The organism is Noviherbaspirillum saxi (genome assembly GCF_003591035.1).
Lineage (GTDB): Bacteria > Pseudomonadota > Gammaproteobacteria > Burkholderiales > Burkholderiaceae_D > Noviherbaspirillum > Noviherbaspirillum saxi.
Genome location: NZ_QYUO01000001.1, coordinates 2,893,956 through 2,919,841 on the forward strand (window position 1 = coordinate 2,893,956; position 25,886 = coordinate 2,919,841).

Annotated in this window: 22 protein-coding genes; 10 read left to right on the forward strand and 12 right to left on the reverse strand. The window is 55.2% G+C overall.

Annotation, left to right across the window (positions count from 1 at the left end):
- Window positions 1-151 precede the first annotated feature (151 nt).
- The 6 genes from glyS (at window position 152) to D3871_RS13690 (ending at window position 5,731) form a co-directional block, all read left to right on the forward strand.
- Complete coding sequence (gene glyS / locus D3871_RS13665) at window positions 152-2,236, forward strand: glycine--tRNA ligase subunit beta (protein ID WP_119769391.1); 2,085 nt, start codon at window positions 152-154, stop codon at window positions 2,234-2,236.
- 14 nt (window positions 2,237-2,250) lie between these two features.
- Window positions 2,251-2,811, forward strand: a complete 561-nt coding sequence (gene gmhB / locus D3871_RS13670) for a D-glycero-beta-D-manno-heptose 1,7-bisphosphate 7-phosphatase (RefSeq protein ID WP_119769392.1) — start codon at window positions 2,251-2,253, stop codon at window positions 2,809-2,811.
- 79 nt (window positions 2,812-2,890) lie between these two features.
- Window positions 2,891-3,676, forward strand: coding sequence for a lysophospholipid acyltransferase family protein (locus D3871_RS13675; protein ID WP_119769393.1), 786 nt, complete (start codon window positions 2,891-2,893; stop codon window positions 3,674-3,676).
- A complete protein-coding gene (locus D3871_RS13680) occupies window positions 3,648-4,571 on the forward strand; it encodes a M48 family metallopeptidase (protein ID WP_119769394.1) in 924 nt (307 codons plus the stop codon). The genes D3871_RS13675 and D3871_RS13680 overlap by 29 nt, the downstream gene beginning before the upstream one ends.
- A gap of 17 nt (window positions 4,572-4,588) precedes the next feature.
- Window positions 4,589-4,969 carry a lactoylglutathione lyase gene (gloA, locus tag D3871_RS13685; protein WP_119769395.1) on the forward strand — a complete coding sequence of 127 codons (381 nt, stop codon included), beginning with the start codon at window positions 4,589-4,591 and terminating at the stop codon, window positions 4,967-4,969.
- Between the two features lie 21 nt (window positions 4,970-4,990).
- Entirely contained in the window at window positions 4,991-5,731 is a 741-nt protein-coding gene (locus D3871_RS13690; RefSeq protein ID WP_119769396.1) for an aldolase, read from the forward strand.
- Between the two features lie 115 nt (window positions 5,732-5,846).
- Here the strand turns inward: D3871_RS13690 and D3871_RS13695 are convergent, their stop codons facing one another.
- The 4 genes from D3871_RS13695 to D3871_RS13710 form a co-directional block, all read right to left on the reverse strand.
- Window positions 5,847-6,926 carry a glycosyltransferase family 4 protein gene (locus tag D3871_RS13695; protein WP_158597937.1) on the reverse strand — a complete coding sequence of 360 codons (1,080 nt, stop codon included), beginning with the start codon at window positions 6,924-6,926 and terminating at the stop codon, window positions 5,847-5,849.
- 8 nt (window positions 6,927-6,934) lie between these two features.
- Window positions 6,935-8,122, reverse strand: coding sequence for an O-antigen ligase family protein (locus D3871_RS13700; protein WP_147376816.1), 1,188 nt, complete (start codon window positions 8,120-8,122; stop codon window positions 6,935-6,937).
- Between the two features lie 251 nt (window positions 8,123-8,373).
- The gene (locus D3871_RS13705) at window positions 8,374-8,727 is read right to left on the reverse strand and encodes a hypothetical protein (RefSeq protein ID WP_119769399.1); all 354 of its coding nucleotides are present in this window, start codon (window positions 8,725-8,727) and stop codon (window positions 8,374-8,376) included.
- A gap of 170 nt (window positions 8,728-8,897) precedes the next feature.
- Window positions 8,898-9,809 carry a LysR family transcriptional regulator gene (locus D3871_RS13710; protein WP_119769400.1) on the reverse strand — a complete coding sequence of 304 codons (912 nt, stop codon included), beginning with the start codon at window positions 9,807-9,809 and terminating at the stop codon, window positions 8,898-8,900.
- A gap of 169 nt (window positions 9,810-9,978) precedes the next feature.
- Between D3871_RS13710 and D3871_RS13715 the strand changes: the two genes are divergently transcribed.
- Together D3871_RS13715 and D3871_RS13720 are read left to right on the forward strand one after the other, a co-directional pair.
- Window positions 9,979-10,350, forward strand: coding sequence for a DUF2917 domain-containing protein (locus D3871_RS13715; protein WP_158597938.1), 372 nt, complete (start codon window positions 9,979-9,981; stop codon window positions 10,348-10,350).
- 13 nt (window positions 10,351-10,363) lie between these two features.
- Entirely contained in the window at window positions 10,364-11,119 is a 756-nt protein-coding gene (locus D3871_RS13720) for a GNAT family N-acetyltransferase (protein ID WP_119769402.1), read from the forward strand.
- Here the strand turns inward: D3871_RS13720 and D3871_RS13725 are convergent.
- From D3871_RS13725 to D3871_RS13760, 7 genes are all read right to left on the reverse strand, one after another.
- Window positions 11,049-12,014 carry a DUF4214 domain-containing protein gene (locus D3871_RS13725; protein WP_119769403.1) on the reverse strand — a complete coding sequence of 322 codons (966 nt, stop codon included), beginning with the start codon at window positions 12,012-12,014 and terminating at the stop codon, window positions 11,049-11,051. The genes D3871_RS13720 and D3871_RS13725 overlap by 71 nt on opposite strands.
- A 1,541-nt stretch (window positions 12,015-13,555) precedes the next feature.
- Window positions 13,556-14,323 (reverse strand): hypothetical protein, encoded by a 768-nt coding sequence (locus tag D3871_RS29825; protein ID WP_147376817.1) that lies wholly within the window; start codon window positions 14,321-14,323, stop codon window positions 13,556-13,558.
- Window positions 14,324-14,393: 70 nt separating this feature from the next.
- The gene (locus D3871_RS13740; protein ID WP_119769406.1) at window positions 14,394-15,665 is read right to left on the reverse strand and encodes a PAAR domain-containing protein; all 1,272 of its coding nucleotides are present in this window, start codon (window positions 15,663-15,665) and stop codon (window positions 14,394-14,396) included.
- On the reverse strand, window positions 15,662-16,564 hold the full coding sequence (locus tag D3871_RS13745) for a DcrB-related protein (protein ID WP_119769407.1): 903 nt from the start codon (window positions 16,562-16,564) through the stop codon (window positions 15,662-15,664). The genes D3871_RS13740 and D3871_RS13745 overlap by 4 nt, the downstream gene beginning before the upstream one ends.
- 77 nt (window positions 16,565-16,641) lie before the next feature.
- The gene (locus D3871_RS13750) at window positions 16,642-17,070 is read right to left on the reverse strand and encodes a lysozyme inhibitor LprI family protein (protein WP_119769408.1); all 429 of its coding nucleotides are present in this window, start codon (window positions 17,068-17,070) and stop codon (window positions 16,642-16,644) included.
- A 3-nt stretch (window positions 17,071-17,073) separates the two neighbouring features.
- Window positions 17,074-20,154, reverse strand: coding sequence for a type VI secretion system Vgr family protein (locus D3871_RS13755; RefSeq protein ID WP_119769409.1), 3,081 nt, complete (start codon window positions 20,152-20,154; stop codon window positions 17,074-17,076).
- Between the two features lie 301 nt (window positions 20,155-20,455).
- Window positions 20,456-22,615: a DUF6311 domain-containing protein gene (locus tag D3871_RS13760; protein WP_147376818.1), complete on the reverse strand. Its 2,160-nt coding sequence runs from the start codon at window positions 22,613-22,615 to the stop codon at window positions 20,456-20,458.
- Window positions 22,616-23,362: 747 nt separating this feature from the next.
- On the opposite strand from D3871_RS13760, the gene D3871_RS31690 reads away from it, so the two are divergent.
- Both D3871_RS31690 and D3871_RS13770 read left to right on the forward strand, forming a co-directional pair.
- Window positions 23,363-23,626 (forward strand): hypothetical protein, encoded by a 264-nt coding sequence (locus D3871_RS31690; protein ID WP_119769411.1) that lies wholly within the window; start codon window positions 23,363-23,365, stop codon window positions 23,624-23,626.
- A gap of 95 nt (window positions 23,627-23,721) precedes the next feature.
- Window positions 23,722-24,399, forward strand: a complete 678-nt coding sequence (locus D3871_RS13770; RefSeq protein WP_119769412.1) for a GNAT family N-acetyltransferase — start codon at window positions 23,722-23,724, stop codon at window positions 24,397-24,399.
- A gap of 51 nt (window positions 24,400-24,450) precedes the next feature.
- Here the strand turns inward: D3871_RS13770 and D3871_RS13775 are convergent, their stop codons facing one another.
- Entirely contained in the window at window positions 24,451-25,317 is an 867-nt protein-coding gene (locus D3871_RS13775; RefSeq protein WP_119769413.1) for a hypothetical protein, read from the reverse strand.
- Between the last annotated feature and the right edge of the window lie 569 nt (window positions 25,318-25,886).

The following is a 25,886-nucleotide window of genomic DNA, read 5'->3' on the forward strand; positions in this document are numbered from 1 at the left end:
CGCTATTGACTCCTCCTGCGCCTTGCCAGTCAAAAAAATCCATCGATTTCATCTGGCACGTTACGTGATGGGATTGGTATAGCCGCCGGCCCGACGCCGGCATCCACCGTAAAGACAACAAGTTCCGGCCACGCCGGGACGACTGCACACCATGACACAGACACTGTTAGTCGAACTGCTCACTGAAGAACTTCCGCCGAAGGCGCTTGCCAAGCTCGGCGATGCGTTTGCCAACGGCATTTTCAATGGATTGAAATCGCGCGATTTCATCGACGCCGACGCGGTCGCGACATCGTATGCGACGCCGCGCCGGCTCGCGGTTGCGATCACGCGCGTTCGCGCAACGTCGCCGGATAAATCGATTCGCGAAAAGGTATTGCCGGTATCGGTCGCACTCGACAAGGAAGGCAATCCGGCCGCACCGCTGGCAAAGAAACTGGCCGCACTGGGCTTCCCCGACCTTAACATCAGCGAGCTGGAACGCGCGTCCGACGGCAAAGCCGAAAGCTTTTTCTATACCTATACCGCGCCCGGTTCGACGCTGCAGAACGGCTTGCAAGCCGCACTCGAAGAAACCCTCGGCAAGCTGCCCATTCCCAAGCTGATGAGTTACCAGCGCCCCGATGGCGAAACGGTGCAGTTCGTGCGTCCCGCGCACAAGCTGATCGCTTTGCATGGCGCCGAGATCGTGCCGATCACGACGCTGGGCCTGAGCGCCGGACGCGTGACGTTGGGACATCGCTTCCTGTCGCAAGGCGAGCTGAGCATCGACAGTGCGGAATCCTATGCAGCCGTTCTGCAGGAACAGGGCAAGACCATTCCGTCAGGCAGTGCGCGCAAGGAAAAGATCCGTGGCGAATTGCTGGCCAAGGCCGGCAGCGACAAGGTATTGATGCCGGAATCGCTGCTCGACGAAGTCACCGCGCTGGTCGAATGGCCCGTCGTCTATGAATGCAAATTCGAGGATGCCTTCCTGTCGGTGCCGCAGGAATGCCTGATCCTCACCATGCAGACCAACCAGAAATACTTTGCACTGACCGATGCCGCCGGCAAGCTGCGTTCGCGCTTCCTGATCGTCTCCAACATCGAGACCGGCAATCCGCAGCACATCATCGGCGGCAACGAGCGCGTGGTGCGTCCGCGCCTGTCGGATGCGAAATTCTTTTTCGAGCAGGACAAAAAAAAGAAACTGGCCGATCGCCTGCCCGGACTTGCCAATGTGGTTTATCACAACAAGCTCGGCACGCAGGGACAACGCACCGAACGCGTGAAGGTTCTCGCCGGCCGCATCGCCGCTGCGCTGAACGCCGATGTGGCGCTGGCCGAGCGCGGCGCGCTGCTGGCCAAGACCGATCTGTTGACCGACATGGTCGGCGAGTTCCCGGAATTGCAAGGCATCATGGGCACCTACTATGCGCGCCATGATGGCGAGCCGGATGAAGTTGCCCTGGCCGCCTCCGAACATTACCAGCCACGCTTTGCCGGCGATGCATTGCCATCGACCGCGACCGGCACCGTCGTCGCGCTGGCCGACAAGCTGGAAACCCTGGTCGGCATCTGGGGCATCGGCCTGCAGCCGACCGGCGACAAGGATCCGTTCGCACTGCGCCGCCATGCGCTCGGCGTGTTGCGCATGCTGGTCGAAAAGCGTCTGCCGCTGGCATTGAGTGAATTGCTGGGCGATGCCGCGCAGCTGTTTGCCGGCAATGCCAATTTCAAGGACCCGACCGCCGATGTGACCGCCTTCATGCTCGACCGCTTGCGCGGCCTGCTGCGCGAACGCGGCTATGCGCAAAATGAAATCGAAGCCGTCGTCGCGCAAAATCCGGACCGCCTCGACAACATCGTCGAACGCCTGGATGCAGTCAAGGCATTCGCCGCACTGGTCGAAGCCGAATCGCTGGCCGCCGCCAACAAGCGCATCACCAACATCCTCAAGAAAACCGAGGGCGCAAGGAATACGGTACAGCAGGGCTTGCTGAAAGAAGCGGCCGAGCAAGGCCTGTATTCGGCAATGACCCAGCTCAAGCCGCAAGTCGATGCGGCCTTCGCCAAGGGCGATTTCGCCGGCACACTGAAATCGCTGGCGCAGCTGCGCGACAACGTCGATTCCTTCTTCAATGATGTGATGGTGATGGCGGAAGACGAACAGCTGCGTAACAACCGCATCGCGCTGCTGTCCGATCTGCACGGCATGATGAATCGGGTGGCCGATATTTCGAAGCTGGCTGCATGAGCGTGAGCGCTAGCATGAAGCTCATCATTCTCGATCGCGACGGGGTGATCAACTACGACTCCGACGAATTCATCAAGTCGCCGGATGAGTGGATTCCGATCCCCGGCTCGCTGGAAGCGATCGCCAGGCTGAACCAGGCAGGCTATCGCGTCATCGTCGCGACCAACCAGTCCGGCATCGCGCGCGGCCTGTTCACCATCGTGACGCTCAATGCGATTCATCAGAAACTGCACGCCGCCGCCCAGCAGGTCGGCGCCGATATCGATGCGATTTTCTTTTGCCCGCACGCGGCAGACGACAATTGCGATTGCCGCAAACCCAAGCCGGGCATGCTGCATGAAATCGCTCAGCGCTTCGAAGTCAGCCTGAAGGGCGTGCCCACGGTCGGCGACTCGCTGCGCGACCTGCATGCCGGTTTCGTTGCCGGCTGCTCGCCCCATCTGGTGCTGACCGGCAAAGGCGAAAAGACGCGTGACAAAGGCGGCCTGCCGCCCGGTACAACGATCCATGCAGACCTCGCGAGCTTCGTCGACGATTTGTTGAAAAAGTCCGCCGACGTCCAAAGCTCGACATAAAGCGCGGCATAATCACGCAGCGGTATTTGCAAGCCTTGTTATTTCAGTGCCGATCCGGTCGGCCGCTTCTGGAGATGTGATGTCCACCCCCTTCCTGTTTCTGCGTTCAGTGGTCTTTACACTGTTGATGACGGTTGCGACCCTGATCTGGGCGCCGGTGTGCTTCGTGTTTGCGCCGCTACCATATAACTACCGCTATTTCCTGACCGGCTTGTGGAACCGCTTCGTGATCAACAGCGCGCGCATCGTGTGTGGCATCCGCTATCAGATCAAGGGCGCGGAAAACCTGCCCGATTCGCCAGCCATCGTGCTGTCCAAGCATCAGTCTGCCTGGGAAACCATTTTTCTTTTTTATGCCTTGCCGCGGCCGCTGGTCTACGTATTCAAGAAAGAGCTGCTGTACATCCCGTTCTTCGGCTGGGGCCTCGCCCTGCTGCGCATGATTCCTATCGACCGCAGCAAGGCCAAGGATGCGTTCGCGCACGTCGTGGAACAGGGGAAGAAGCGGCTGGCCGGCGGCCAATGGATCATCATGTTCCCGGAAGGGACGCGCTCTTACGTCGGCAAGCAAGGCAAATACAAGAGCGGTGGCACGCGCCTGGCGATCGACACCGGCGTGCCAGTGATCCCGATCGCGTTGAATGCCGGCGAGTGCTGGGCCAAGAATTCCTTCATCAAAAAACCGGGTTTGATCACAGTCTCGATAGGCAAACCGATCTCTTCGACTGGCCGTACGCCAAGTGAGCTCATGCAACAAGTTGAAAATTGGATAGAATCCGAGATGCGGGTGATTTCCTCGCCCGACATTTATTCAAACGACAAGGTCTCACATTCTCTTGAAGCTGCTACGCCAGACTCCGCCTGACCCCCAACAGCTCGCGCTGCAGCTCGACTTTTTTTCACCCGATACCTCGTCGCAACCCAGCGTCGACCAACCGGCACCGAAACACATACCGCCCCGCGGCACGATGCCGCGGCAGGAGCCGCCGGAACTCTTCCCTTCGCCGACATCCTCGGCCCCGCCGCTTGCCAGCGCCGGGCGGCGGCGCCTACATGTCGGCGACCATATCCTCGAATACCGGCTGCAACGTTCCAAGCGACGCACCATCGGCTTTTTGATCGATGAAGACGGCTTACGGCTTACCGCACCGCGCTGGGTGCCGATCGCCGAAATCGAAAGCGCGATCCGGGAAAAGCAGCGCTGGATATTCACCAAGCTCAGCGAGCGGCGCGAACGTTCGGCGCGGCGGCTGCAACCGCAAATGCAGTGGTGCGACGGTGCTACGCTGCCCTATCTCGGCGGCGAACTCACGCTACGCATCCTCAATGCACAGGCCGCAGGCATTGCCTATGATGCGGCAACGCGCGAACTGACCGTCTGCCTGCCGCCGGAGGCGGGTGAACAACAATTGAAGGACCGGGTCCAAGGATGGCTGCAAGCAGAAGCGAAACGCCTGTTTGCCGAACGTCTGCCCCTCTATGCGGAAAAGCTTGGCGCCAGCTATCAATCGTTCGCGCTATCGTCGGCAACCACGCAATGGGGTTCCTGCACGGCGGAAGGAAAGATCCGGCTGAACTGGCGGCTGATTCATTTCGCATTGCCGATGATAGATTACGTCGTCGCGCACGAACTGTCGCATCTGCGCGAGATGAACCATAGCCCGCGCTTTTGGGCAACCGTGCAGTCGATCTTTCCGGAATTCGAGGCGGCCAAGCGTGCGCTGCGGAATAGCGGCCCGGAAACACTGCCAATTTTCTAAACATTCAAGGATCAAGCATGCGCATACTTCACACAATGCTGCGGGTCGGCGACCTGCAACGCTCCATCGACTTTTACACCAAGGTGCTGGGCATGAGCCTGTTGCGCACCACCGACCGGCCTGAACAGAAATACACCCTGGCCTTCGTCGGCTATGGCAAGAATCCGGACCATGCGGAACTTGAGCTGACCTATAACTACGGCGTCGACAAGTATGACCTGGGAAGCGCATACGGCCACATCGCGATCGAAGTCAGCGATGCCTACAAGACGTGCGAAGCGGTGAAAGCCCAGGGCGGTACGGTCACGCGCGAAGCCGGCCCGGTCAAGGGCGGCAACACCATCATCGCGTTCGTCCAGGATCCGGACGGCTACAAGATCGAATTCATCCAGCGCTAATAAAAAATTCAAGGGACGGACATGCACGTTTCAACATCCTCAATCGAAGAAGTATTCCATGCTCCGGTCGTCGCCAAACTGCGCGAAGACCTCGCGCTGGCGTTAAGGGCGGCGGCGCATCATGGCCTTGGTGAAGGCGTCTGCAATCATTTCAGCGTCGCCCTGCCTGGCGATCAGCCGCATTTTCTGTTGAATCCGCGCGGCCTGCTGTGGAGCGAGGTACAGGCCGACGATATCGTGATGATCGATGAGGCTGGCAACAAGCTGGCCGGAAGGCATGAGGTCGAACCGACCGCCATGATCATTCATGCCGCGATCCATCGTATCGCGCGCAAAGCCTGCGTGCTTCACACCCACATGCCCTACGCGACGGCGCTGACGTTGACCGAAGACCGCGGTCTCGATCCCATGCTGTCGCAGAATGCGATGCGCTATTACGGCCGCGTTGCGATTGACGGTCGCTACAATGGCCTGGCACTCGACGTCTCCGAGGGGGAACGCATTGCCAATGCGATGAATGGCGCCGACGTCCTGTTCCTCGGTAATCACGGCGTCGTTGTGTGCGGTGACCGAGTCGATTATGCCTATGACGACCTGTACTATCTGGAACGCGCCTGTGCGGTGCAGGTGATTGCACAATCGACCGGTAGAAAACTGATCCCGATCGATGACGCTGTTGCGCGGCGCGTGGCGGAACAAATGCAAGGCGAACGGCTGCAATCGGAGCTTTTCTTTGAAGCGTTGAGACGTAGCGTGCGCTGACACGGCTTAGCCGCTTCGGTCTAGCAAAGCGGGCATGACGGGAAAAGGCGGAAGGCCTGTTCAATCGGGGTAGCCTGCCTTAATCCTTCATGGACGCCAGCGTTCTACCGTCACATTACTCCGGACGGCATTGAACGATCGCGAGTACCTGATCCGCAATCCTGTCCCAAGTGAACTCCTGCGCGAACGCCAGGTTCCGGCTGCTGGTCTGCTCCCAGCGAGTGCGCTGTTCGAAGCTTTCTATTTCGTTCAGCCATGACGCATGATCCAGATGCGCGGCATAGCACGGATGATCGCCTGCCCATACCTTGACGCTATCGAGCGCATGCGTGATGACCGGCACCCCGGCCGCCATGCCTTCGAGGATGGTCAGACCGAAGCTTTCAAGATCGGTCGGATGCAGCAGCAGGAAAGCCTGCCTTAACATGCGTGCAACGTCTTCGGCCCGCTGGCGGCCATGCAAATGAATGCCGGACGCCGGACCATAGTTTGCCTGCATGCTCGCCTGCAGCGGGCCGTCGCCGATGATATCCAGCCGGTAACCTCTGGCCGCCAGTCCGCTGCGCACGAAAAAGTCCGCCAGCCAGTCGATATGCTTGCTCTTGTCCAGGCGTCCGACAAATACAAGGCGCCGGTCGTGCGGATACGCCGGCAATTCGGGCGGGAAAAACACTTCGTCCACACCCAGCGGCAATGACTGCACATCCACATGCCACTTGCGCTTGGCGCGCGGCGCGGCACGATAGCCGAAGAAACGAACGCGCTGTGCCGGCACGCGCCGGAAAAAGCCGCGCATCGATACCCCGGGCAGCAGATGATGACAACGTGCGCGCAAGGCGGGATACTGCCTTTCGAGCAGATAGGCATCGGCTTCGTAAAAGCTCACGATGGCGTCATAGCGCGTCAGGTCGATATCGCTTTTGGCCAGCGAACGGAAAAAAGAGTAACTCTCGATCTTGAAGCGGCTGGTCATCAGCAGCTTGCTCAGCAAGCGGTTGTAACGGCTGTCGCGCCCGAGAAAAGGCAGCGTCAACAATTCGAAGCCGGTGCTGTCGATCAGCGGCTTGCCGGACGGCGTCGCGCTCAGCACGGTCAACTCCACCTTGTCCTTGACCCGACGCGCGAGTTGGCCAACCACCGTTTCCGTTCCGCCGATATAGCCGGCGACGGTGGGACAAATGAACAGGACTTTCATGCCGCTCTTCATGCGGTCGCTCCCTGCCGCTGCATGCATGGCAATCCGGGGCGCAGCAGACTGCCCTGCAAGCCGATGAACAGCATCAGCCAGGCATGGCTGACGGCACCCATGAACATGGTATTGGTCATGCTGCCGACGATGCAGACAACTGCAAACGCGAACACCACGCCGCCTTCAAATGACTGCCTGTGCCGCCAGCCGGTCCACAGTACCGCCGCATACAGCCACAGCAATGCAGCCAATCCGACCAGTCCATAGCTCGATGCAAAGAACAGGAAGGCATTGTGCGGCTCGACAAACCCCTTGGCTTCGGCCGTCAAATGACGATTATTCCAGGCGCGGGCAAAGCCGCCCTGCCCTGCACCGAATACGGGATGGGCGCGCACCACCTCAGCCGCGGTATTCCACATGTCGACACGATAGCCAAGCGAGGTTTCCTTGCGGTCCTGCTGCATCAGCTTCAGATCGCTGATGCCTTCGTTGATGCGCTTTTGCACACGCGGCGACAGGCCGACCAGCAGTAGACCGATCAGGCAACCCACCAGTACCAGCTTGCGATTTTTTTGCGCGACCATATTGCCGACCACCAGCGGCAGCAGCAACAGCAGCGACAGCAATCCGCTGCGTCCATCGCCTGAAACCAGTCCGATGAAAAACAGCCCCATGCCGGCGAGGCAGGCCAGTCTGACGATACGCCGGCTGTCGTGCTTGTAGAGAATCGACAGCAGCACCGTCGCGATCGCCAGCAACTGCGAATACAGGATGTAATTGCCCAGTGCCGCCAGGCCGGTTGCCAGATGTACTTCTCCCGGGAAGCGAATCTGCACGTAACAGAAAACGATGAAGACGCCTGCGACAAATGCGCGTATCCACGGCATGACCGGCATCCTGCTCGACGCCAGGTAGACGATAAAGGCCGCTATCCAGTAATAGCTGAGATTGAGTTCGGTATGGCCGGGATCTTCATGCAGCAATAGCGACAATCCCGGCAGGATCGCCAGCAGCAATGCCGGCGCCAGCCACGGCTGGGGACGAAATCCGCGCCATGCCTCGACAAAGCGCTCACTGCAAATGAAGAGTATGGAGGCAACCAGCAGCGTGATATACAACAGCGGCTTCGAAAGGGGGAGAAAGAAAAACGCGGCCGTCATCGCGTACTGCGCCGCTGCGCCCGATGTCACCAACTGCCTCATGTAGTCGACCAATCCTTGTCATTTCTATTGATATACCGCTGGTCGTTCTGCATGTTCTGCTACGTCATCCGCTTAAAACCGAGTAATTTTTGTGTTGCCGACCGGCACGCGGATTATAACGGTCAACCGCCCGGATGACGCAAAATCCGACTGGGTCTCCGCATCATTCCGGAGCATCCTTGATGGTTCAAAGCGCAATAAAAAAGGCAGGCGTAGCCTGCCTTGCAATCGAGGGTGTGCGGCGATTGTGGTTACTTGGAAGCCTTGTCTGCCCTCGCATCAGCCTTGTCGGCCTTGGCATCCGCGGCAGCCGACTCCTTGTCGGCCTTCGCATCCGCCTTCTTCTTCGATGCCTTGGCATCGGCTTTTGCCTTTTGCTTGTCCGCCTTGGCGTCCGCTTTCGTGGCCTTTTCATCGGCCTTGGCATCTGCTTTCGTGGCCTTTTCATCGGCCTTGGCAGCTTCCTTGGCGTTCTTGCTGTCAGCCTTGGTGTCGCTGCTCATAGTCGATGACGACGACCCGGCCGCCGGTGCGGCGGTATGGGTGGCGGCAAATGCCGAAGTCGCAAACACGCTGGCGATCAACATGGCAATCAGTTTGTTCATGGTTTCTCCTTTCTGATAGTGGGAGCAATTCAACAAGATCAGTCTAGACAAACGGTGCGCCAGCAATAGATAAAAAATAAAAAGTTACAAGTTTTGCCAGAGAATCTTTCCAGATCAAAACTTCATCGACGCTTGAATTCATACGGCTGACTCGCCGGCTAATTCGCTGCTTAAAACTGATCCCAGTGCGGGTCCGGACCGAAGTGAGCGAGCAAATGATCGATGAAGGCCCTGACCTTGGGCTGCATGTAACGATTCGGCATATAGACCGCATACATGCTCATGTCGGGATTGGCCACGCTGTCGGGCAGGATCTCTTTCAGACGGCCGCTCTTGAGATGGTGGCCAAGAATATAGGTCGGAAAAAGCACGATCCCCAGGCCATCGAGCGCCAGTTGCAGCAGCACCTCGGAATTATTGACGCGGCACTTGCCGTTGACCGACAGCGATATTTCCTTGCTGCCGGTCTGGTAGCGCCAGCCGCTGCGCAGCGCCGGAATGCCCTGGTAAACCAGGCATTGGTGCTGTGCCAGTTCCTGCGGCGTACGCGGCGTGCCGTGCCGCTCAAGATATTCCGGCGAGGCGCAGGTCACCCAGCGCACCGGTGCAATGCGGCGCGCAATCATGTTGGCCGGCGGATTATCGCTGATACGGATCGCCAGATCGTAGCCTTCCTCGACGATATCGACCGGACGGTCGGTCGCGTTCAATTCGACTTCCACTTCGTCGTAGCGCTTCAGAAAAGTCTGCAGCGCCGGCGCCAGGTGCAGCGAAGCAAAGATCACCGGCGAAGTGATGCGCAATACCCCGCGCGGCTCGACCTGTAGCTGGGTCACGGTTTCGGCCGCCGCATCGATTTCCTGCGCAATGCGGGCGCAGTGTTCGTAATAGGCCGAACCGATCTCGGTCAGGCTCATGCGCCGCGTGGTACGGTTCAGCAGCCTGACGCCGAGCGCGCTTTCCAGATTGCTGACCTGCTTGCTGACCAGGGATTTCGAGGTTTTCAGTTGCTGCGCGGCCGCCGAAAAGCTGCGGGTTTCAACCACTTTCGCGAAAGCCATCATTTCCACCAGGCGTTCCATGTCTGCTCCCGTCATTGTGTCGCAATGGGCCTTGCCATATGCTGAAATTGTCCATCATTGGAAACAATCTTATTCCAATTTGACGGATTGTAAATACATAGGGACAAACGATAATGAGCTTCATGGAGGCAATATCCTGCCTTCCGATCCGAGAAACCTGGAGATCACCATGAATGCCAAAGTTCACAAGACTTCCGTAGCCGACGCTGTCACCACACACGACAGCGCCATGCACAAGCTCGCCCCAGCCGGCGAAACCATCACACTCGACCAGGCGCAAGCCGCGCATTTGCACGATGCAGCCGGCTGGACCGTGCGTGCGCTCGACGGCAGCGTCTGGATCACGCAGGATGGCGATATCCGCGACGTGGTGCTGGAAACCGGCGAAGCCTTCGTACTCGACCGCAACGTCCCTGCACTGCTTTCACCGCTCGGCAAGGCACGCATCAGCGTCAGGCTCGACACCTGCTGCGAGCAGAAGCAGCCGCGTCGCGCCGGCATGACTGCCCTGCCGGCCAGCGCACGCCTGTCCATCGCATGATGTGGAGCATGCCATGGGTAGCCTGTTTCCCTTTTCGCTCGACTGGAAGGATTATCTTCCATTCGGGCTGAACGGCTCGAACGCGCCCGGCCAGGCCGATGATGCCGATGTGCGCGATACCTTCCGCTTGCGCAACGGCACCGCAGTCACGCTGCGCGCGGTACGGGCCGATGACGCCGATCGCATACAGTCGCTGGTACATGACTTGTCGATGGAAAGCCGCTACCACCGATTCTTTTATCCGCTGCATGAATTGCCACCCGACATGCTGGCGCGTTTCACGCTGAACGATCCGACCGGGGCGATGACCGTGCTTGCCGTGATCAGAAGCGGCGACAGCGAAGTGGCCATCGGCATGGCGCAGTATGTCGCCGATCCCTATCCCTTGCGCGGCGAATTCGCGGTGGTGGTCTCCGATGAATGGCAGCGCAGCGGCCTCGGCACGCGGCTGATCCAGACGCTGATCTGCGTCGCGCGTGCGGCCGGCATCACCCAGCTTGAAGGCGACGTGCTCGCGGAAAACGAAGCGATGGTACGGCTGATGGTCAGCATGGGCTTCGCACTGGATACGCATGAAGACGGCGCATATCTTTGGAAGGCGTCGAAGGTGTTGAGCACTCCGGAATGGGGATGTTCATCGCTGGCGGACATCGCAGCGCGAGCCCGGCATAGGGAAGTCAGGATGGAGCTAACCGGTCCTAAGCAACAAACTCCATCCCGGACTGCATCACCCCGATCAGGGCAGCCTTGTTCTCATTGCTTTCGCTGAAGCCGATCAATACATCGGCGCGGCCCCATTGATTGGTATCGAGCAGGTTCGACCACATGGCAAAGCCGCCGGAATCCGGTTCGCGATGCAGCACATTCTTGTACAGCAGCGTGACAAACTGCGCAGTGCTTACATTGGTGCCGTACTTGGTAATGAACTCGGTCGACTGCTGAAACATGGTCGAGACCTCAGTCAAACTGTGGCCTTGATCCATGTAATTCATCCAGGTCGCCAAGCCGCCGGTATCCGGTTTGCGATCGAAGGCCGCCTGATAAAGCCTGTAGGCTTGACCCGCACTGCCGCCGGTGTCAAATGCCAGGGCCTTGTCCGAAAAGGCCACACGCTCCACATTGCGCAGTGTGTCGACGCCATCGGGTCCGCTCACCGTGAGCGTACCGCCGTTCTGCGTAATCTGGTAAAGGCTGCGCGCGCCATTGAAGTATGCGGTGTCGTTTCCTCCGCCGCCATCGATGGTGTCGTTGCCGCCGAAGCCGCGCAGCGCGTTGTTGAATGAATTGCCAAAGAGGGTATCGCCGCTTGCATAGACTCTTTGTTCCGCCAACACTGCGGTGACATCGTTCGCGCTGAAAGCCATGCTGCCGTTGGCGGACAGCAGCGTCTCGTTACTCGCGGTATGCACATAGCTTATCGAGGTCACCACGATGGTGGTATACGAAGTCAGGGTAAAGCCGATATTGCCGGTAAAGCCTCCGGCAAACCCGACAGCAACCGCAGCAGGCTGACCGAGCGCCGGTGCGTCGCCGACCCAGCTTGGCGTAATACTGACAATGGAGCCGAGCAGATTCTGGTTGGCGGTAGACAGCGCGGTGCTGGCCGCCATATTGCCCAAGCCATACTTGCTGGCCGCATCGTGAATCTGGTAGGTCATTCCCATTGCGCAGTTTCCTGTTATTGATACGTTAAAAATTACGCCGACAGCGGGTCCGTTTTTTCAGCCACGCCGTCGAAGCGATTGAACCACCATGATTAACAAGTCAACAATTAAAGCGGAAATCGGCAGCATCCGCAAGCGCATTGCGCAATGCCCGCCACACTCTCCCATAATTATGTGAGGACATTTACCGTGTCCCGGCTTAGATTTACCTCATCTAACGGAAAACGCGAGCAGCAATGGCCCTCGCATCAACGACACCTGCCAGGATTCGGTTGGCTGAGATCGATGCGGTGCGGATGGAACACTCTATGTCCGTATTCGTGGAGAACAGTTGAAATCAGTGTGGCGCATCGATCGCGATAAAAGGCGATGGCGTCAATGCGGTATGTGGCGAGGGTATGCCGACTTGCGATTTTGGGTTGAATTGGGCACAGGGGAATCCGGAGAACTTGGGGATGTAGCGAAGTCATGCGAGATGCATGCTTGCGCTGCTATGGGATGCGGGTGCTCGACTGGGCGAAGTTTTGCGGTAACGACCGGCCGGCGATGAAAATCCCTACTTTAAGCCTAGTCTTCCAGTGACTTGAAGTCTTCCGTTGCAAGGGCATCGTATGCGAGCTCGGCAATGTTTGCAGACGCGCTATCTGTGCAACGAAGGCGGCGCACAATGTGCCCATTCTTCTTGACCACCAACCCTGCACTGAATTCGGGGGCTCTTTCTCCATTTTCGGCTCTGATTTTGCTTGTGGTGCGGTCATAGACGACATAGTCGTATGGCGGGACGGAAAATCGCAGGTGTGTTTCCCCACCACCCGCATAAGCTGTGGAACTGGTAAGGAACATCAAGTCAGGAGGTTGTCTTCCACTAGGATATTGCATTTCAATCCTCTTCTTCGTTCCGAACCTGTACTGAAGGTGACCTCTATTTTTTGTCAATATAGGTGACGCGCAAACAGATACTGTCTTTGACTGAACACTACAACTGAAGATGACGTCCTCATCGCCGCCGCACAACGTCTTAGAATATCGAGAATTTGCTGATGCATGTTCCGCTATACCGAGAACGAGCAGCGCCGTGATTCTGGGCAGTGATTTAATTTTCATTTGTTCTTGGCTCGGATGTGTACCGTGGCACGTCAAACATTAATAGCGTCTACCAGAATACCACTGCTACGTTTCGCCTGACCGAGGAATCAGGTCTTACAACAGCTTATCCAGTGAGTTGCAAGACCTGATTCCATTCTCTGTGGTCCCATGCTTGTTAAATGACGTATTCATAATTGTTTAACTTTATTTAGGATAGGCTGTATGAATCAAGTATCCACCTTTTCCATCTTGGATTAGAACCAAATTAACATTCGGCAGCAGGCGTTCTGCCGAGTACCCGGGAAACTCGTCTAGCGATTTATATTTAAAGCTTTCTCCTACGATCCATGGTCCGCATACTCGTAACAGCGCATTTTCATCCCAGTCGTTAAGTTATATTCTTTCGCGTAAATTATTGTTTTCCGCATCGCATCTTCATCACTTCGCTCGGGCAACTAATGTCTTAAACTTAGGAACCTCTGTTTTATCTCGAGAAGGGTCGCCAACCCATTGAGCAATTCAACCAGCCATATTCGATTTTTCTCATTCGATGACCAATTTACTTTTGTCACATGTTCCAAAGTTTTGATCATTTCGTGATTGTGATCACTCGCGATGCTGCGAAGCAGCGAAATTGCGTTCGCATACTCTTTTTCGTCAAGAAAATTTGCCATTCGATTTGCTGATGCGATGAAGTACCGCTCCGCCGGCTTTCGGCTTGGGGCTCCATATAGAACGGATTTTTCATAAAATTTCGCGAACTCGTTAGTTATTGCGTCACGCGCAGCAAGTTTGACGCAAGGCACAGCGCTTTCCCAGACACCACACCGTCCGTCCACATATGGAAGTGGCTCACCTTCCATCACCGTTGCGTAGTAATCGTGCATTCCGAAGTGTTTCCACGCCCCCGATTCACTGGCTGGTTTCCCTGATCTCAATGCATTGCGATGTCTTCTTTCTATCTCATCAGCGAGCGAACGTAAAAAATCTCGGATTTCATCGTCCGTATGACCTATCGTACATGGAACGGCATCTTCAAACGAATCATCAATTTCAAGTAGCGACACAATCTGATGTAAATATGTGGCAGTTGACTCAAAAGGTAATTTTGGATTAATCAGTGATTGAAAGACTTTTTCCATATCACCTTTCATCGGATGACTAAATTGCGCTGCATACGTCAAATATCGCAGGTAGGATTTGTGTTCGTTTGAAATCGCCATGCTATTTATTCCTGTTTCACATCAAAAATTATCAGATCCGCTTTAATCCACTAGAACATTGAGGCGCAGCTTAGTGTGAATAAATGTCAGGAAATATGGACTCAATAGATACGCCCTTATTTTCTAACTCATTCATCGCCTGCAGCAGAAAATCAACGGAAGGTTTGTAATGTCCGCTTTTATTGGAAATTTCAACGATGAGGCCATCGTAGGATGTCAGTTCTCCGGCCGCGGCAACTGGTTTACCCGCCAAAAAGCTTGAGTGATGAAATTCACCGACCTCTGCATATTTATAAGCGAAGAAATTTCCCTCTCCGTCCATGACAAAGATAGCCTTCCCGTTAGGTGTATCGGTTGTATCGAAAAGACTCCCATCGGCTTCATAGGCCTTTCCATCCTTAAATACCAGTCGATATTCTGCTCTTTCCGACTCAGATAAATATGTAACTTGACGCCCTGGCCAGACCGAGTTTTCGGCCTCATTTTCTGACATATATTTTCCATCCATTTTCTTAACTTTATACCTTCCGGTTGATGGCTTTAGATCTATTTTGATATTCCCCCCGCTCATTCCAAGCGTTCCAGGCTGAACATCAATAGTTACCCGCTTAGCAAACCCCCAAGTCTTTGGAGCTGCCTTTGCTCCGGCAAAACCGCCGACCAGAGACCCAGCAAGTAGCGACCACTTTTCCCCATCTGACCCGGCGCCAAAGACCTTGCCGCCTAGCACCTCTCCAAGTTTTCCACCTGCAGCACCTGCGATCAGTCCTCCAATAGCCACCACCGGCCCAGCCAAGGCCACTGCACTCGCTCCTCCAATAAGGAACAGAATGCCGTGAACCCGTCCTGGTACAAGGTGTTCGGGTGTAATTGGATCAGTCTGCGTTACCCCACCGCCAATGAAGACGTTGTTAGATCCCCCAGTGATTACCGCACCGCATGAGATCTTGTCACTGACACGGGCAGCGGGTAATCCATTGATAAACACGGTCGGACTGCCGGTTGCGATCAGCGGATGCGGATTGGAGTGCTTGGAACAATGTGCAATGTCGATATGCGCGCGGCCTGCACGGAGTCCGTTTGTGAAGACATTGGCGGAACAAGCACCTACGATAGCTCCACATACCTCTTTGGGTGCCCAGCTCATCGTACTAAACAGATCGCCAAGTCCAGCGCCGAAAGCTGCAGCTCCTCCAATAATCGCTGCGGCAGCTAGACCACCTGTACCGACAAGTGCCACGCCAACAACCGCGATCCCGGCACCAATCAGTAGACCGCGCAACAACCAGCTCATGCTGGGGCTGTGGCCGATCGGATCCCCAAGACGTGCTGCTTGTGTCATTGATTCGGATCTGAATTTTGCATAGTGATCGACGATGCAAGTGACAAGCGCTCAAAGTGTCGTTCAATGGCAGGAATGCTATTCATCGGAAACTTGCCTCGTACCTGTCGAATGCGATCCATGCAAAGCGAGAGCGGCAAGCGATCTGTTGCGGAGCATTCTCGAAGCAGATACTTACCGCCGCTACGCCATATGATTCCGGTATTCGGTTGAACGAAGTCGGGCTTCAAAGGATTGCCCTGGCAATCAAAAAACTCCCAAAGCCGGTCTTCAACTTCTATTGGATTTATGAGACGGCAAGCTTCTTCTTCATTATCGAATATATGGAGCAGGCGATCTCGTACTGCCAACGCGAAGATGTAGGGCGGATCGGTAGGCGACGTATCGGTCGGCGCTGTAGCCGTCGGCTCGTCCAACATATCTTCTAGCTGTGGCCCGACATCACTCGCTTCTACAAATGGTTGCCGTAGCCGTATGCTGTCAAGCAAGTCGTCAAAGACCTGATTCCAATGATCGCTGAAAGGCTTCGGGCAGGTTGCGGCAATCATAAGCGCCTGCACTGCGTCGGTATCGCCCTGCGTCGAGGCAGTGATCACCTGCCGTTGATGCATACGTATCCCATCGTTGTTCCAACGATAGATGATTTCGATTGCCGGTATATCACTCAGTGTACGATCGATGCTGCCGGTCAGCTCGAAAATTGGAAGCGCGCGTTCGAGTTCTGCGACCAGACGATCCTTGAAATGCTCCAGGTGCTCTTCCGCTTCGAGATTCGCACGCGATATGACGACATTGAATTCGTTTGGACCGTCTTCGGACGTCACGAACATATGTACGGTTTTATCTTTGAGTTCCGTAGGAAGCGTAAACGTTGCTTCGTTGATTTGGTGTTGGTTCATAACATGAAATTTGCCGGGATAAGAATCGAGACCACTCCTTTTTGTGTTGATATGGAGTGCTATTTTCAGAATAGGCTTTACTCCAATTCGTCCGCCCGGCGCGCTGTCATATCGAGATAGCAACTACCAATAAGAATTGGTTCTAAGGTTTTACCTTCTTCCAAAGAACCCGCGAGCTCGCATTCTTTGTTGCGAAACTGTATCCATGCTTGTTGAGCAGTCCTAAGTTTCTTTTTTACGTGACCTTCCACGCTCTCAAAGTAGCGCTTGTAGTTTCTATTCAATCTATTGTCTTGAATACTTAACTCCCTACCTATGCACGAGCGCATCTCGATGGTGACTCCTTCTGCTTTATCCATGCAGCTTCGATAGCTTTTAGAATAATTCGGCTCTGCTAAAGAACTGTCATGTGCGAGCGCATTCGTCAGTTGGTTCAAAGCGAGAAATACAATCGCCAGGCTTATCGATGATAGTGTTCGCATAATAAATATATTGTTTGACGCCATTGGTTAATCCTGTTCCTGCTGCAATACGACCAATGCATCTTTTCTTTCTTTTGCATAGCGCGCTTGCAAATTTGCTTTTATGTCTGGCTTTAGTTTCTTTGACTTTCCGACGTAGCTTGACCGATGGTCATAAATCGCATTTATCAGTGCCTTGTCGTAATCAAGGCTGTCAGGTTTGAGCTTGACTGACTGAACTGCTTCCGCAATAAACCCCGCTGCTCCTTGATGCTGCACGGAGCAGGACCAGACCACATCCTTCAACGTCTCAGATTGATTCAAAAGATTCACTCCCGTTTGCTTCTTTACGCTCGCCAGAACGGGCTTGTAATGCGTACGCTCGATGAAATTATGCTGAGCATCTTCGAACTGCTTCGGCGACTTGGCCGCAATCTCTTTCCACTTCTTCCCAAAATCTCCATCCCGAACTGTGGGGTCCAGCCCCTTAAACTCGTGCGCCCACTCCGCGCCTTCTGCTCTCAAGAAGCTTTGCACCATACCTTTCTTGGATGCGAGCTGATAGCTGCCGTATGAAACTCCACCTGGATCGCCAACGCCAGTGGATACGGTTCCGACTCCCCGACCAGATGTTTCATGCTTTCTGGATAAATGCCCAATGCGCTTTCCGTTACCGCTCCGCGCAGGCGTTGATGGCTTGGGCGCAGTTGCAGGAGTTTGCACAGCCTTCGGCCCTGTGACCTTCGGCGCTGCTAGGGCAGGATCTTGCCGTCCACCTGCAGCCGGAGGTGCCTTCGCTGTGCTAGCCGCACCTGCTGGCATAACCGGAACGGACGGTGCAGGTGCAGGAATCTGAGCCGGTGACGGGGCCGGCGCAGCCGCTCCCGCATTCGTATTCAAATCAATCCGCCCAGACCCAATCACATCCACATGCACACCCTGAATCGTGATCTTTCCGCTCGCATCAAGAAGAATCTTGCTCGCGCCGACTTCGAGCGTGATGGCAGTGGCGGCCTTGAGGTGGATGAACTCGGTTTGCGATTCCATCTCGATCTTCTTCTTGACCGTGGTGATCTGGAATCCGCTGGTGATTCTATTGGTCTGGCTTGCGCCGTTGACGATGGTGGCTTGCATGTTCTGCACCGTGGTCACCATGTCTTTTTGCGAATGGATATTGATGAGCTCGTGGCCCTTTTTGTCATGGATCACCATTTCGCAATAACCGCCGCCGCCAGGCGTCGACCGACTCTTGAAACCCATCATGTGGGCGGCGTCGGGCAAGGCGTACGGCATCGGCTGGCTGACGTTGTATAGACGGCCGGTGCAGACCGGGCGGTCGGGATCGCCTTCGAGGTAATCGATGATGACTTCCTGCGCAATGCGCGGGATCGCGACGGTACCCCAGTTCTGACCGGCCCATGGCTGCGATACGCGAATCCAGCAGGAACTGGTTTCGTTGTGGCGGCCGTAGCGGTCCCAGTGGAACTGAACCTTGATCCGTCCAAACTTGTCGGTGTGGATCTCGGCGCCTTTCGGACCGACGACGGTTGCCGTCTGCGGGCCCGGCATGCGCGGCTTGGCGTGTGTCAGGCGCGGCCGATACGGGATCTTGCGCCGTATGCAGGTGAAGGAATTTCCATAAACGGCGCTGCCGCCACGCTCGAAGTAATTGTTGCGGGCGCTGTACGACACGGATAGCACGACAAAATCGGCATCCGTCGGATTTTCCGGCTTGAACCATTCATGGTTGGTCAGGATGAAGGTCTTTCCCGGCTGTAGTCCACGGCAATCCGACGTGCCGGCAAAGACTTTGGCTTGCCATTCAAAGACTTCGAGCCTTTGTTTCGCTTCGCGGGCGCCGTCTGTGACATTCTTGTAGTTGAAGGCGGGATTGCCATCGAAGATTTCCAGCTTCGGGACATCTCCCTGTTCCGCAACAGTGGGGAGCTCGACATATTGCGGTGTGAGCGGCGCCTTGAAGTCAAAGGTGTTGAGCGCGACCTTTGCCGATTGCAGCGTGCGTTGCGCGCCGATGTGGGTAATCGCATCCTTGTCTTGCGTGCGGTTGCCGGCGTTGAATTCTATCTTTGCGTGAAGCGGGTGCGGCTTGCAGCAGGCCTCACTGCTCGATGTATCGGCAATGACCATCTTGTGGCCGGTCGCATGGTGCTCGAAGTAATAGAACAGGCCATGCTTTTCAAGCAGACGGCATACGAAATTTTCATCGCTCTCGTTGTATTGAACGATGTAGTTTTCGGTTGGACAGCTCTTGGTCAAACGAAACTCGTAATCGGCAAAACCGCTATAGTCTTCGCTGAATATTGTTGTCAGTACGCTGACGACACTCTCGTCCTGGAAGATGCGGCAGTTCACGCGCCGCGTCAGGTACGCCAGCCAGGGCACGATCTCGGCGTGATAGAACGCAAAACCACCGTCGGAATGCGAGAACGCAAAGCTGTTCACGTAACCGTTGATGTAATGCGCATCCGTCTGGTCATGCTGGATGCCGATGGTGACGTTTTTGCCGATCATGTCCTTGAGGTCGATGTCGGCGTTCGTTGCAATGAGCGTCAGATGAAAACTGAAGAGTTCGGACAGGCCGGCGCTGCCATGGAAGGATTCGATCTGCAAGGTCTTGTCGGCGGGCAGAGCGGCATAGAACCGCAGCAGCCGGGTTTGATCCGAAAACCCAGGCAGAAGGCCGACAGAAGCCCTCGCCATGCCAGGCTCGATCTCGTCCCCGCTGTCGCCGGCGGGTGCTGGTCTTGGCATGAAGGATGGGACTTTGGCGGCAAAATCATTGATGGCCCGTCCCGACAAAGGATGATCGGCGATGACCGCATTGGTCTGTGGTGCGCTTACAGGCTTGCCGGCTTTGCTTTCGGCGTAGGCCACGAGCTTTTGCGCGACCTTGGCCGCAGTTGCCGCCTTGGCGATGTTCTTGTTCAGACCGCCCGCCGCGGACAACCCTTCCATCAGGGCGTGATGTGCATCGCCCGTCTTCATGGCCTCGATGGATTTCATTGCGGAAGCGACGGGTTTTAACAGCTTGTCCGCGCCGAAAGCGGACAAAGGCAAAGAATCGATGAGTTCGCCTTTGTTTTCGTTTTCAACCGGCTTGGAAGACACGTGTTTCTCCTAACGACAAACGTAGGCGAAACAGGTTTTAGGTATAAAGCCTCAGTTACGCCCGATTAAATGTTGGCATAACAATAACATATTTTTCGGAAATTAATGCTTTTTTGATAATGAATTGTTTAACTGCATGGCATGAAGACATCAAAGTCCTATGTCACTGAGAACGTGCTTATCAGATATATTGCAGCAAGGAGTAACGGCTATTACGGTTTTTGCGAAGATAGAAGTCAGCACCTGTCGAACAACGCCGGTATGGGTTGTATGCGCGCATCTTCACGCGTTGACAGTTATCTTATTTATTGATTTGGCTGGCAAGCTCAGTGGATGCAACACTGAGCTTCATGCTCTTGACGAAAATTCCGATTGCTCGCTCATCTTCGTTGAAGGCCACACTGCGCGGTGACGCGGCATCCGGCAGCGAGAACACAATAGAGACTTTACCGTTTCGGGAACGTATGGATGCGCCATCGACATGAATGTTTTTTATCGCCTCGTTGGCATTGGACAGCTCCCATTTTGCACTCAAATGCCCGTTAACAAGGACAGTAACCCGCTGCGTCGGATGCGGAGTCGCCACAAATGGCAGAAACTTGAGTTGCAGCTTGTATGACTCGGCATCCGAACTGTTCAGGGTCATCGAAACTTTTGCCTTGTTTCCGTCCGTCCATCGACCGTCGCCCTCCGGCATATGCCATCCTTCCCTGGCATACTGCTCTATGCCACCGCCGCTTCCAAACTCGAGCACACTGTCCAGTTCATATCGTTGCGGCGGCTCTGGATCTTTCAGGCCGCAAGCAGTCAGGCACCCGCGATAACCGGGCGCTACGATGTTCAGTTGATCGACTGAACCAATAAACCCATCCTGGTTGAAATTGTCTACGGCTTCGGCCCATAAGGCCCGATCATTGAACACGTACAGCGTGTCGGACCGAAAGCGACCGGCTTCCATGGCGGCCCTGAGTTCTTCCTTTGCAGACGAGAGCTTGATTGGATCGATTCTGGCAAAGTAGCCGCCGTTGACGGACATGCGGTTGTCAGACGCAAGCAATGCCAGCGGACCATAGTTCGGCGTCAGGAAACCAGGGGTAACAAACGCAATTCTTCGATACAACTTCGGCACTTCATCCCAAAACGGAGAGGCCAGTGGCGTCTTCCAATTCGTGCTCCAACGCTGACGCAATCGTCCCGACTCATCGCTCAGGTCAATAGCCTGCACGACGAATAACAGTGTGAGGATAGCGATTGCTGCATTACGCGGCATGGACTTGAGATACACGGCAAACAGCGCCAGAAGCAACATATAAACCACGGGCCAGGCAAATCGGCCCGATGCCCTGAACGTTCCGGTAAATGGCTCAAGAAACGCGGGATAGGAATACGCAAATAACTCTCGAGGCCCGAAAGCCACCTGATTGGATAATGCAAACAGAAGGAATCCGATTCCGAGTATGCACAGAGGGACTATGCCATCGGCAAGTTTTCCCTCGCGCTTTCCTTTGAACCAAAGCACTGCCGCCAGCACACATAGCAGCCATAGCCCCGGACCCAAATAAGTAAACCCTTCGTAATCGCCATGAGGAAGCGAGGTATCGCCAAAAATTGGCCAGTCCAAGGATGGGCGGATCGGCTCGAGCAGGTTCAGCCGAAAATACCCGAAACCCGCCTGGGTCGGCGAAGCACCAAGCATGAAGTAACCTGCACTCGTCGCGACAACGCCTATCACCAGAAAAATCAGGGCTAACTCGGCCAGTCCGCTCGAAGCCCGCATCTTGCGGGCAACCACGCGTCGAATGAGGTCCGTCAGCCATATTGCCCCGACCATCGCCAGGAGGTAGGCGTGAATAAGGCAAGTAAGGCCGGTCAATAACGCCCAATGCCGCTTCTTCGCTCGCTCATCGAAATAAACATCCAGCGCCGCCAGGATCACCCAATGCCCGGCTAATGCGGCGTGTACGCTCAGCCGCCACAACATCATTGGAGCCAGGGCGAAGAATGAAGTAGAAAGACAGAGCAGGAAGACGTCGTTGGTGAATCGGGACAGAAGACGCCACGCAAAAATGCTTTGAAGAATAAAGCATGCGCATATCCACAGCCCGAAGTACTGAAATTGTTGCGGTAATAGACCGCTGAAGATACGGAAGACGAATGCGAAGATGGGTATGGAATCGCTGAAGACGATTGAGCTGGATAAGGTCTCGCCGAATCCATATGTCTTGCCGAACGGGTACTGGAAGAAAGGTTCATTCCTGAAAAAATTCCACCCGATGTAGTGCTGTAGCGAGTCCCCGCCTGCGCTCAAGATCCAATCGACATTCAGCGGATTCAGAATCGCCCCGCCTGTGAACCCTGTGAACGCTAGCAGCCCTATAAAAACAGGCATCCATATCGATGGACGCTTTAGTTTCAACAGGAACGCAGATCGAAAATCCATAAAGAAGGTGAAGTCGGGCAAGTGGGAACAGCTACTGCATTCCCGGCAAGGCCATGCGCGCCATTCGACACCTGCCGTCTCAACCAGAGGTGGCGGATTCTCGGATTAGCGCAACAAGAATATTGGAACAACGCACTTGCGGTCACCGGCATCTGCGGGCTCGGCTACAGCAGCATTGACGACGCAAGCAGCGAAGACTGGTCGCCCATGGAATGCAGCTCTTTGCAAAAATATGAGTGAAGGATCGCAAGGCATAAAGCCGTCAGATTGTAGCAACTTTATTATGCCTGCGGGAGCAATCAGTCACATCCCATATTTATGGGTGGCTAGTACTAAGCCGGCAAGTACGGAGGCAAATGAACAGTGTCCGATAGCGATTCGCTGTGGGGCCCCTTCCACCTAAGAGGGCTATGCTATGCACATAACTTTGCAATACATTGGATTGCTTGCATGCGGGTTCCGACAGCTGATTTGGCAAGGTCTTTTCCCCGTCATCCTCGCGAAAGCGGGGACCCATAGTGCGTTTGCTTAATCATCCGGCTTATGGGTCCCCGCTTTCGCGAGGATGACGGGGGAAGTATGCAGCACGACCAACCACCAATACCCGCCTGCGAATGCATGTTGCAATGATCTGTGCATACCATAACCCTAAGAGGGGAAGGAGCCGGACGGCGATGGTTGATGCCGAGGCGGCGCACTATGAGCACGCCGTTAATAAGCCCAATTTGAGCAAGATCCTGATAGCGTCAATTTGCTTCGATCCTTAAGATGAATGGCATTCGTCTTATCCGAATGCTGGCACTCGGGCTGAATATCGTCGTCGGTTTTGCCAGTCTGCTTGATCTGGGCTATATCGCGTTCTATGCGCTCGGTGCTTATATGACGGCCTTGCCGGAAGTCTTGCGTCATATGGTCGAGCCTATGCAGCGGCAGTTATTCGGGCAGGTAGTGACCGACACTGAAGTATTGCGTCAGTTGTTGCTCGGGCCGACAATGGTGATGATCATGCTGACCCGGCCATCCGGACTGTAGCCCAGTCCCCGGCATGAGGACCATATGCATCCCGACAAAGACGTCCCGAACAGATCCAATCAATTCGCATCGTCAGATCAACTGCTAGCCGCATAATGAACAAGCTTCTCGATAACATTGTCTGGCATACACTTTGCGGGCCGCATGCCAAGTATGCTGTCGGCACCAATGAAGTGCGTCGATACATGAGAGGCTTCTCGCCATTTGTTGGCTTTGCGGATCTTGAGCATCCCAACTTCCCGGACTTGGCTCTCTATGTCGAGCCGGGTGAGCAGTTGTACTGCGATGGATGGGCAGGCGCTGTTCCTGATGGATGGGGTGTCGAATCCGAATCCATCCTATGCAAGATGACCTGGGACGCCTCCATGCCGACCAGGAACGAGCTTCCCGAAGCGGTCCTGCTCGATTCAAGCCATGCGTCGGCGGCGCTCGCACTAGCCACGCTGACGCAGCCGGGACCGTTCAGCCTGAGGACTATCGAGCTAGGCGAATATTTTGGCGTGTTCGACACAGGACGCTTGGTCGCGATGGCGGGTGGGCGCATCTGCGCTGGCGGATTTAACGAAATCAGCGGCGTATGTACGCATCCGGATTATCAGGGTAGAGGTCTGGCAAAAAGCCTGATCCTTAAACTCATCCAGCGCCAGATGCGTCGCGGCGAGATGCCTTTCTTGCGCGTCATGCGAGACAGCGACGAAGCACATCGCTTCTATCGACGCCTGGGATTTCGTGACTATCGTGAATCGGTAGCCAGGGTATTTTCACGATGCTAATGCCAAGAATGATTGAAGCCAATGGGTATCCATTACCAAACAGACCCCACACTACTTCACCCAGTGAATCTTCCCATGTAATGCAGGCCCAAACCCCTCGCAATACTGTTCGAAGCGCAAGTCAATGGAGGCCAGCCTACCGGAGATATAAGTAACCTGGTCGACAGCAAACCATCCCTGCAGGGTATTGCAACCACGACCTTCTCCCGACCAGCTCAACCCTCCCTTCACCGGATTGTGGAACGGGTACCGCTGCAGCTGGCCATAGTAGCCCGGCTTGATTTGGGTCAGGGTATTCATCGTTTGAAACTCACCGGTCCAATACTCATTCCCATTTATCCTGACAGAGAGAAGACCACCACTTGCACTGACGGAAATAATCGCGTCCGCCATCGTGTATAGATACGACTGTCCACGGCCGATATAGTCCATGGCGTCGCTTTGAAGGTAGACATAACTGTCAAACGCGGGGGTAACACCTGCAGGCGGTGACCAGAGGTTGGACGGAAGAGGCAAAACCGGACCGGGGGGCGCTACCGTGTCCTTGGAGGTCCAATGAATTTTTCCATACAGTGATGGCTTTCCGCCCTCACAGTTTTGCTCGAAACGCAGGTCTATGGAGTCCAGCGTGCTTCCGACATAGGTGACCTCGTCAATGACAAACCATCCCTGCAAGGTATTGCAGCCACGGCCTTCTCCAGACCAGTCCAGCCCGCCTTTTACAGGGTTATGAAACGGATACCGCTTGAGTTCGCCGTAGTAACCGGCCTTCAGCTCGGTCAGGCTGTTCATTGTCCGGAATGAAGCGGACCAGTATTCATCGCCATCGATGCGAACGGACAAATTCCCGCCCCGTTCGGTGATCGATATTTTGGCATCCGCTTTTGTATAGGTGTACGACCTTCCTTTACCGAACATAAGGTTGATGCGGCAAAAGGGAATGGCGCTGCTATGGCCGAAAGACCTCGGCGACCCCACATAATACCGTGCTGCGGACAAAGCGCCTGGCCTCGACGATACAGTCATACCGGAACTGTTCTAAACAAGTTATCAAAAGTTTTTTGACACGAAGCACGGCCCCCTCTCCCGCCTGCAGGCTACGCTTTGCACAAATCTTTGCAACATGCGTTCGCAGGCGGGTATTGGTGGTTGGTCATGCTGCCTACATCTCCCGTCATCCTCGCGAAAGCGGGGACCCATCGTGAGTTTGCTTGATCATCCGGCTTATGGGTCCCCGCTTTCGCGAGGATGACGGGGAAAAGACCTTGCCAATTCAGCTGTCGGTACCCGCATGCAAGCAATCCAATGTATTGCAAAGATCTGTGCATAGCAGATGCCCGCTCGCGGGAGAATAGAGCCGAACCGAGCTCGATAAACCGGATCGGCGAAATGTCAAAAGATTTTTAACTACCCGCTTAACATCCACTGCATCTTGTGTACGCGACAGCATTGCTGACGTGCTTCGGGATAGATCAAGGTCTTTGCTT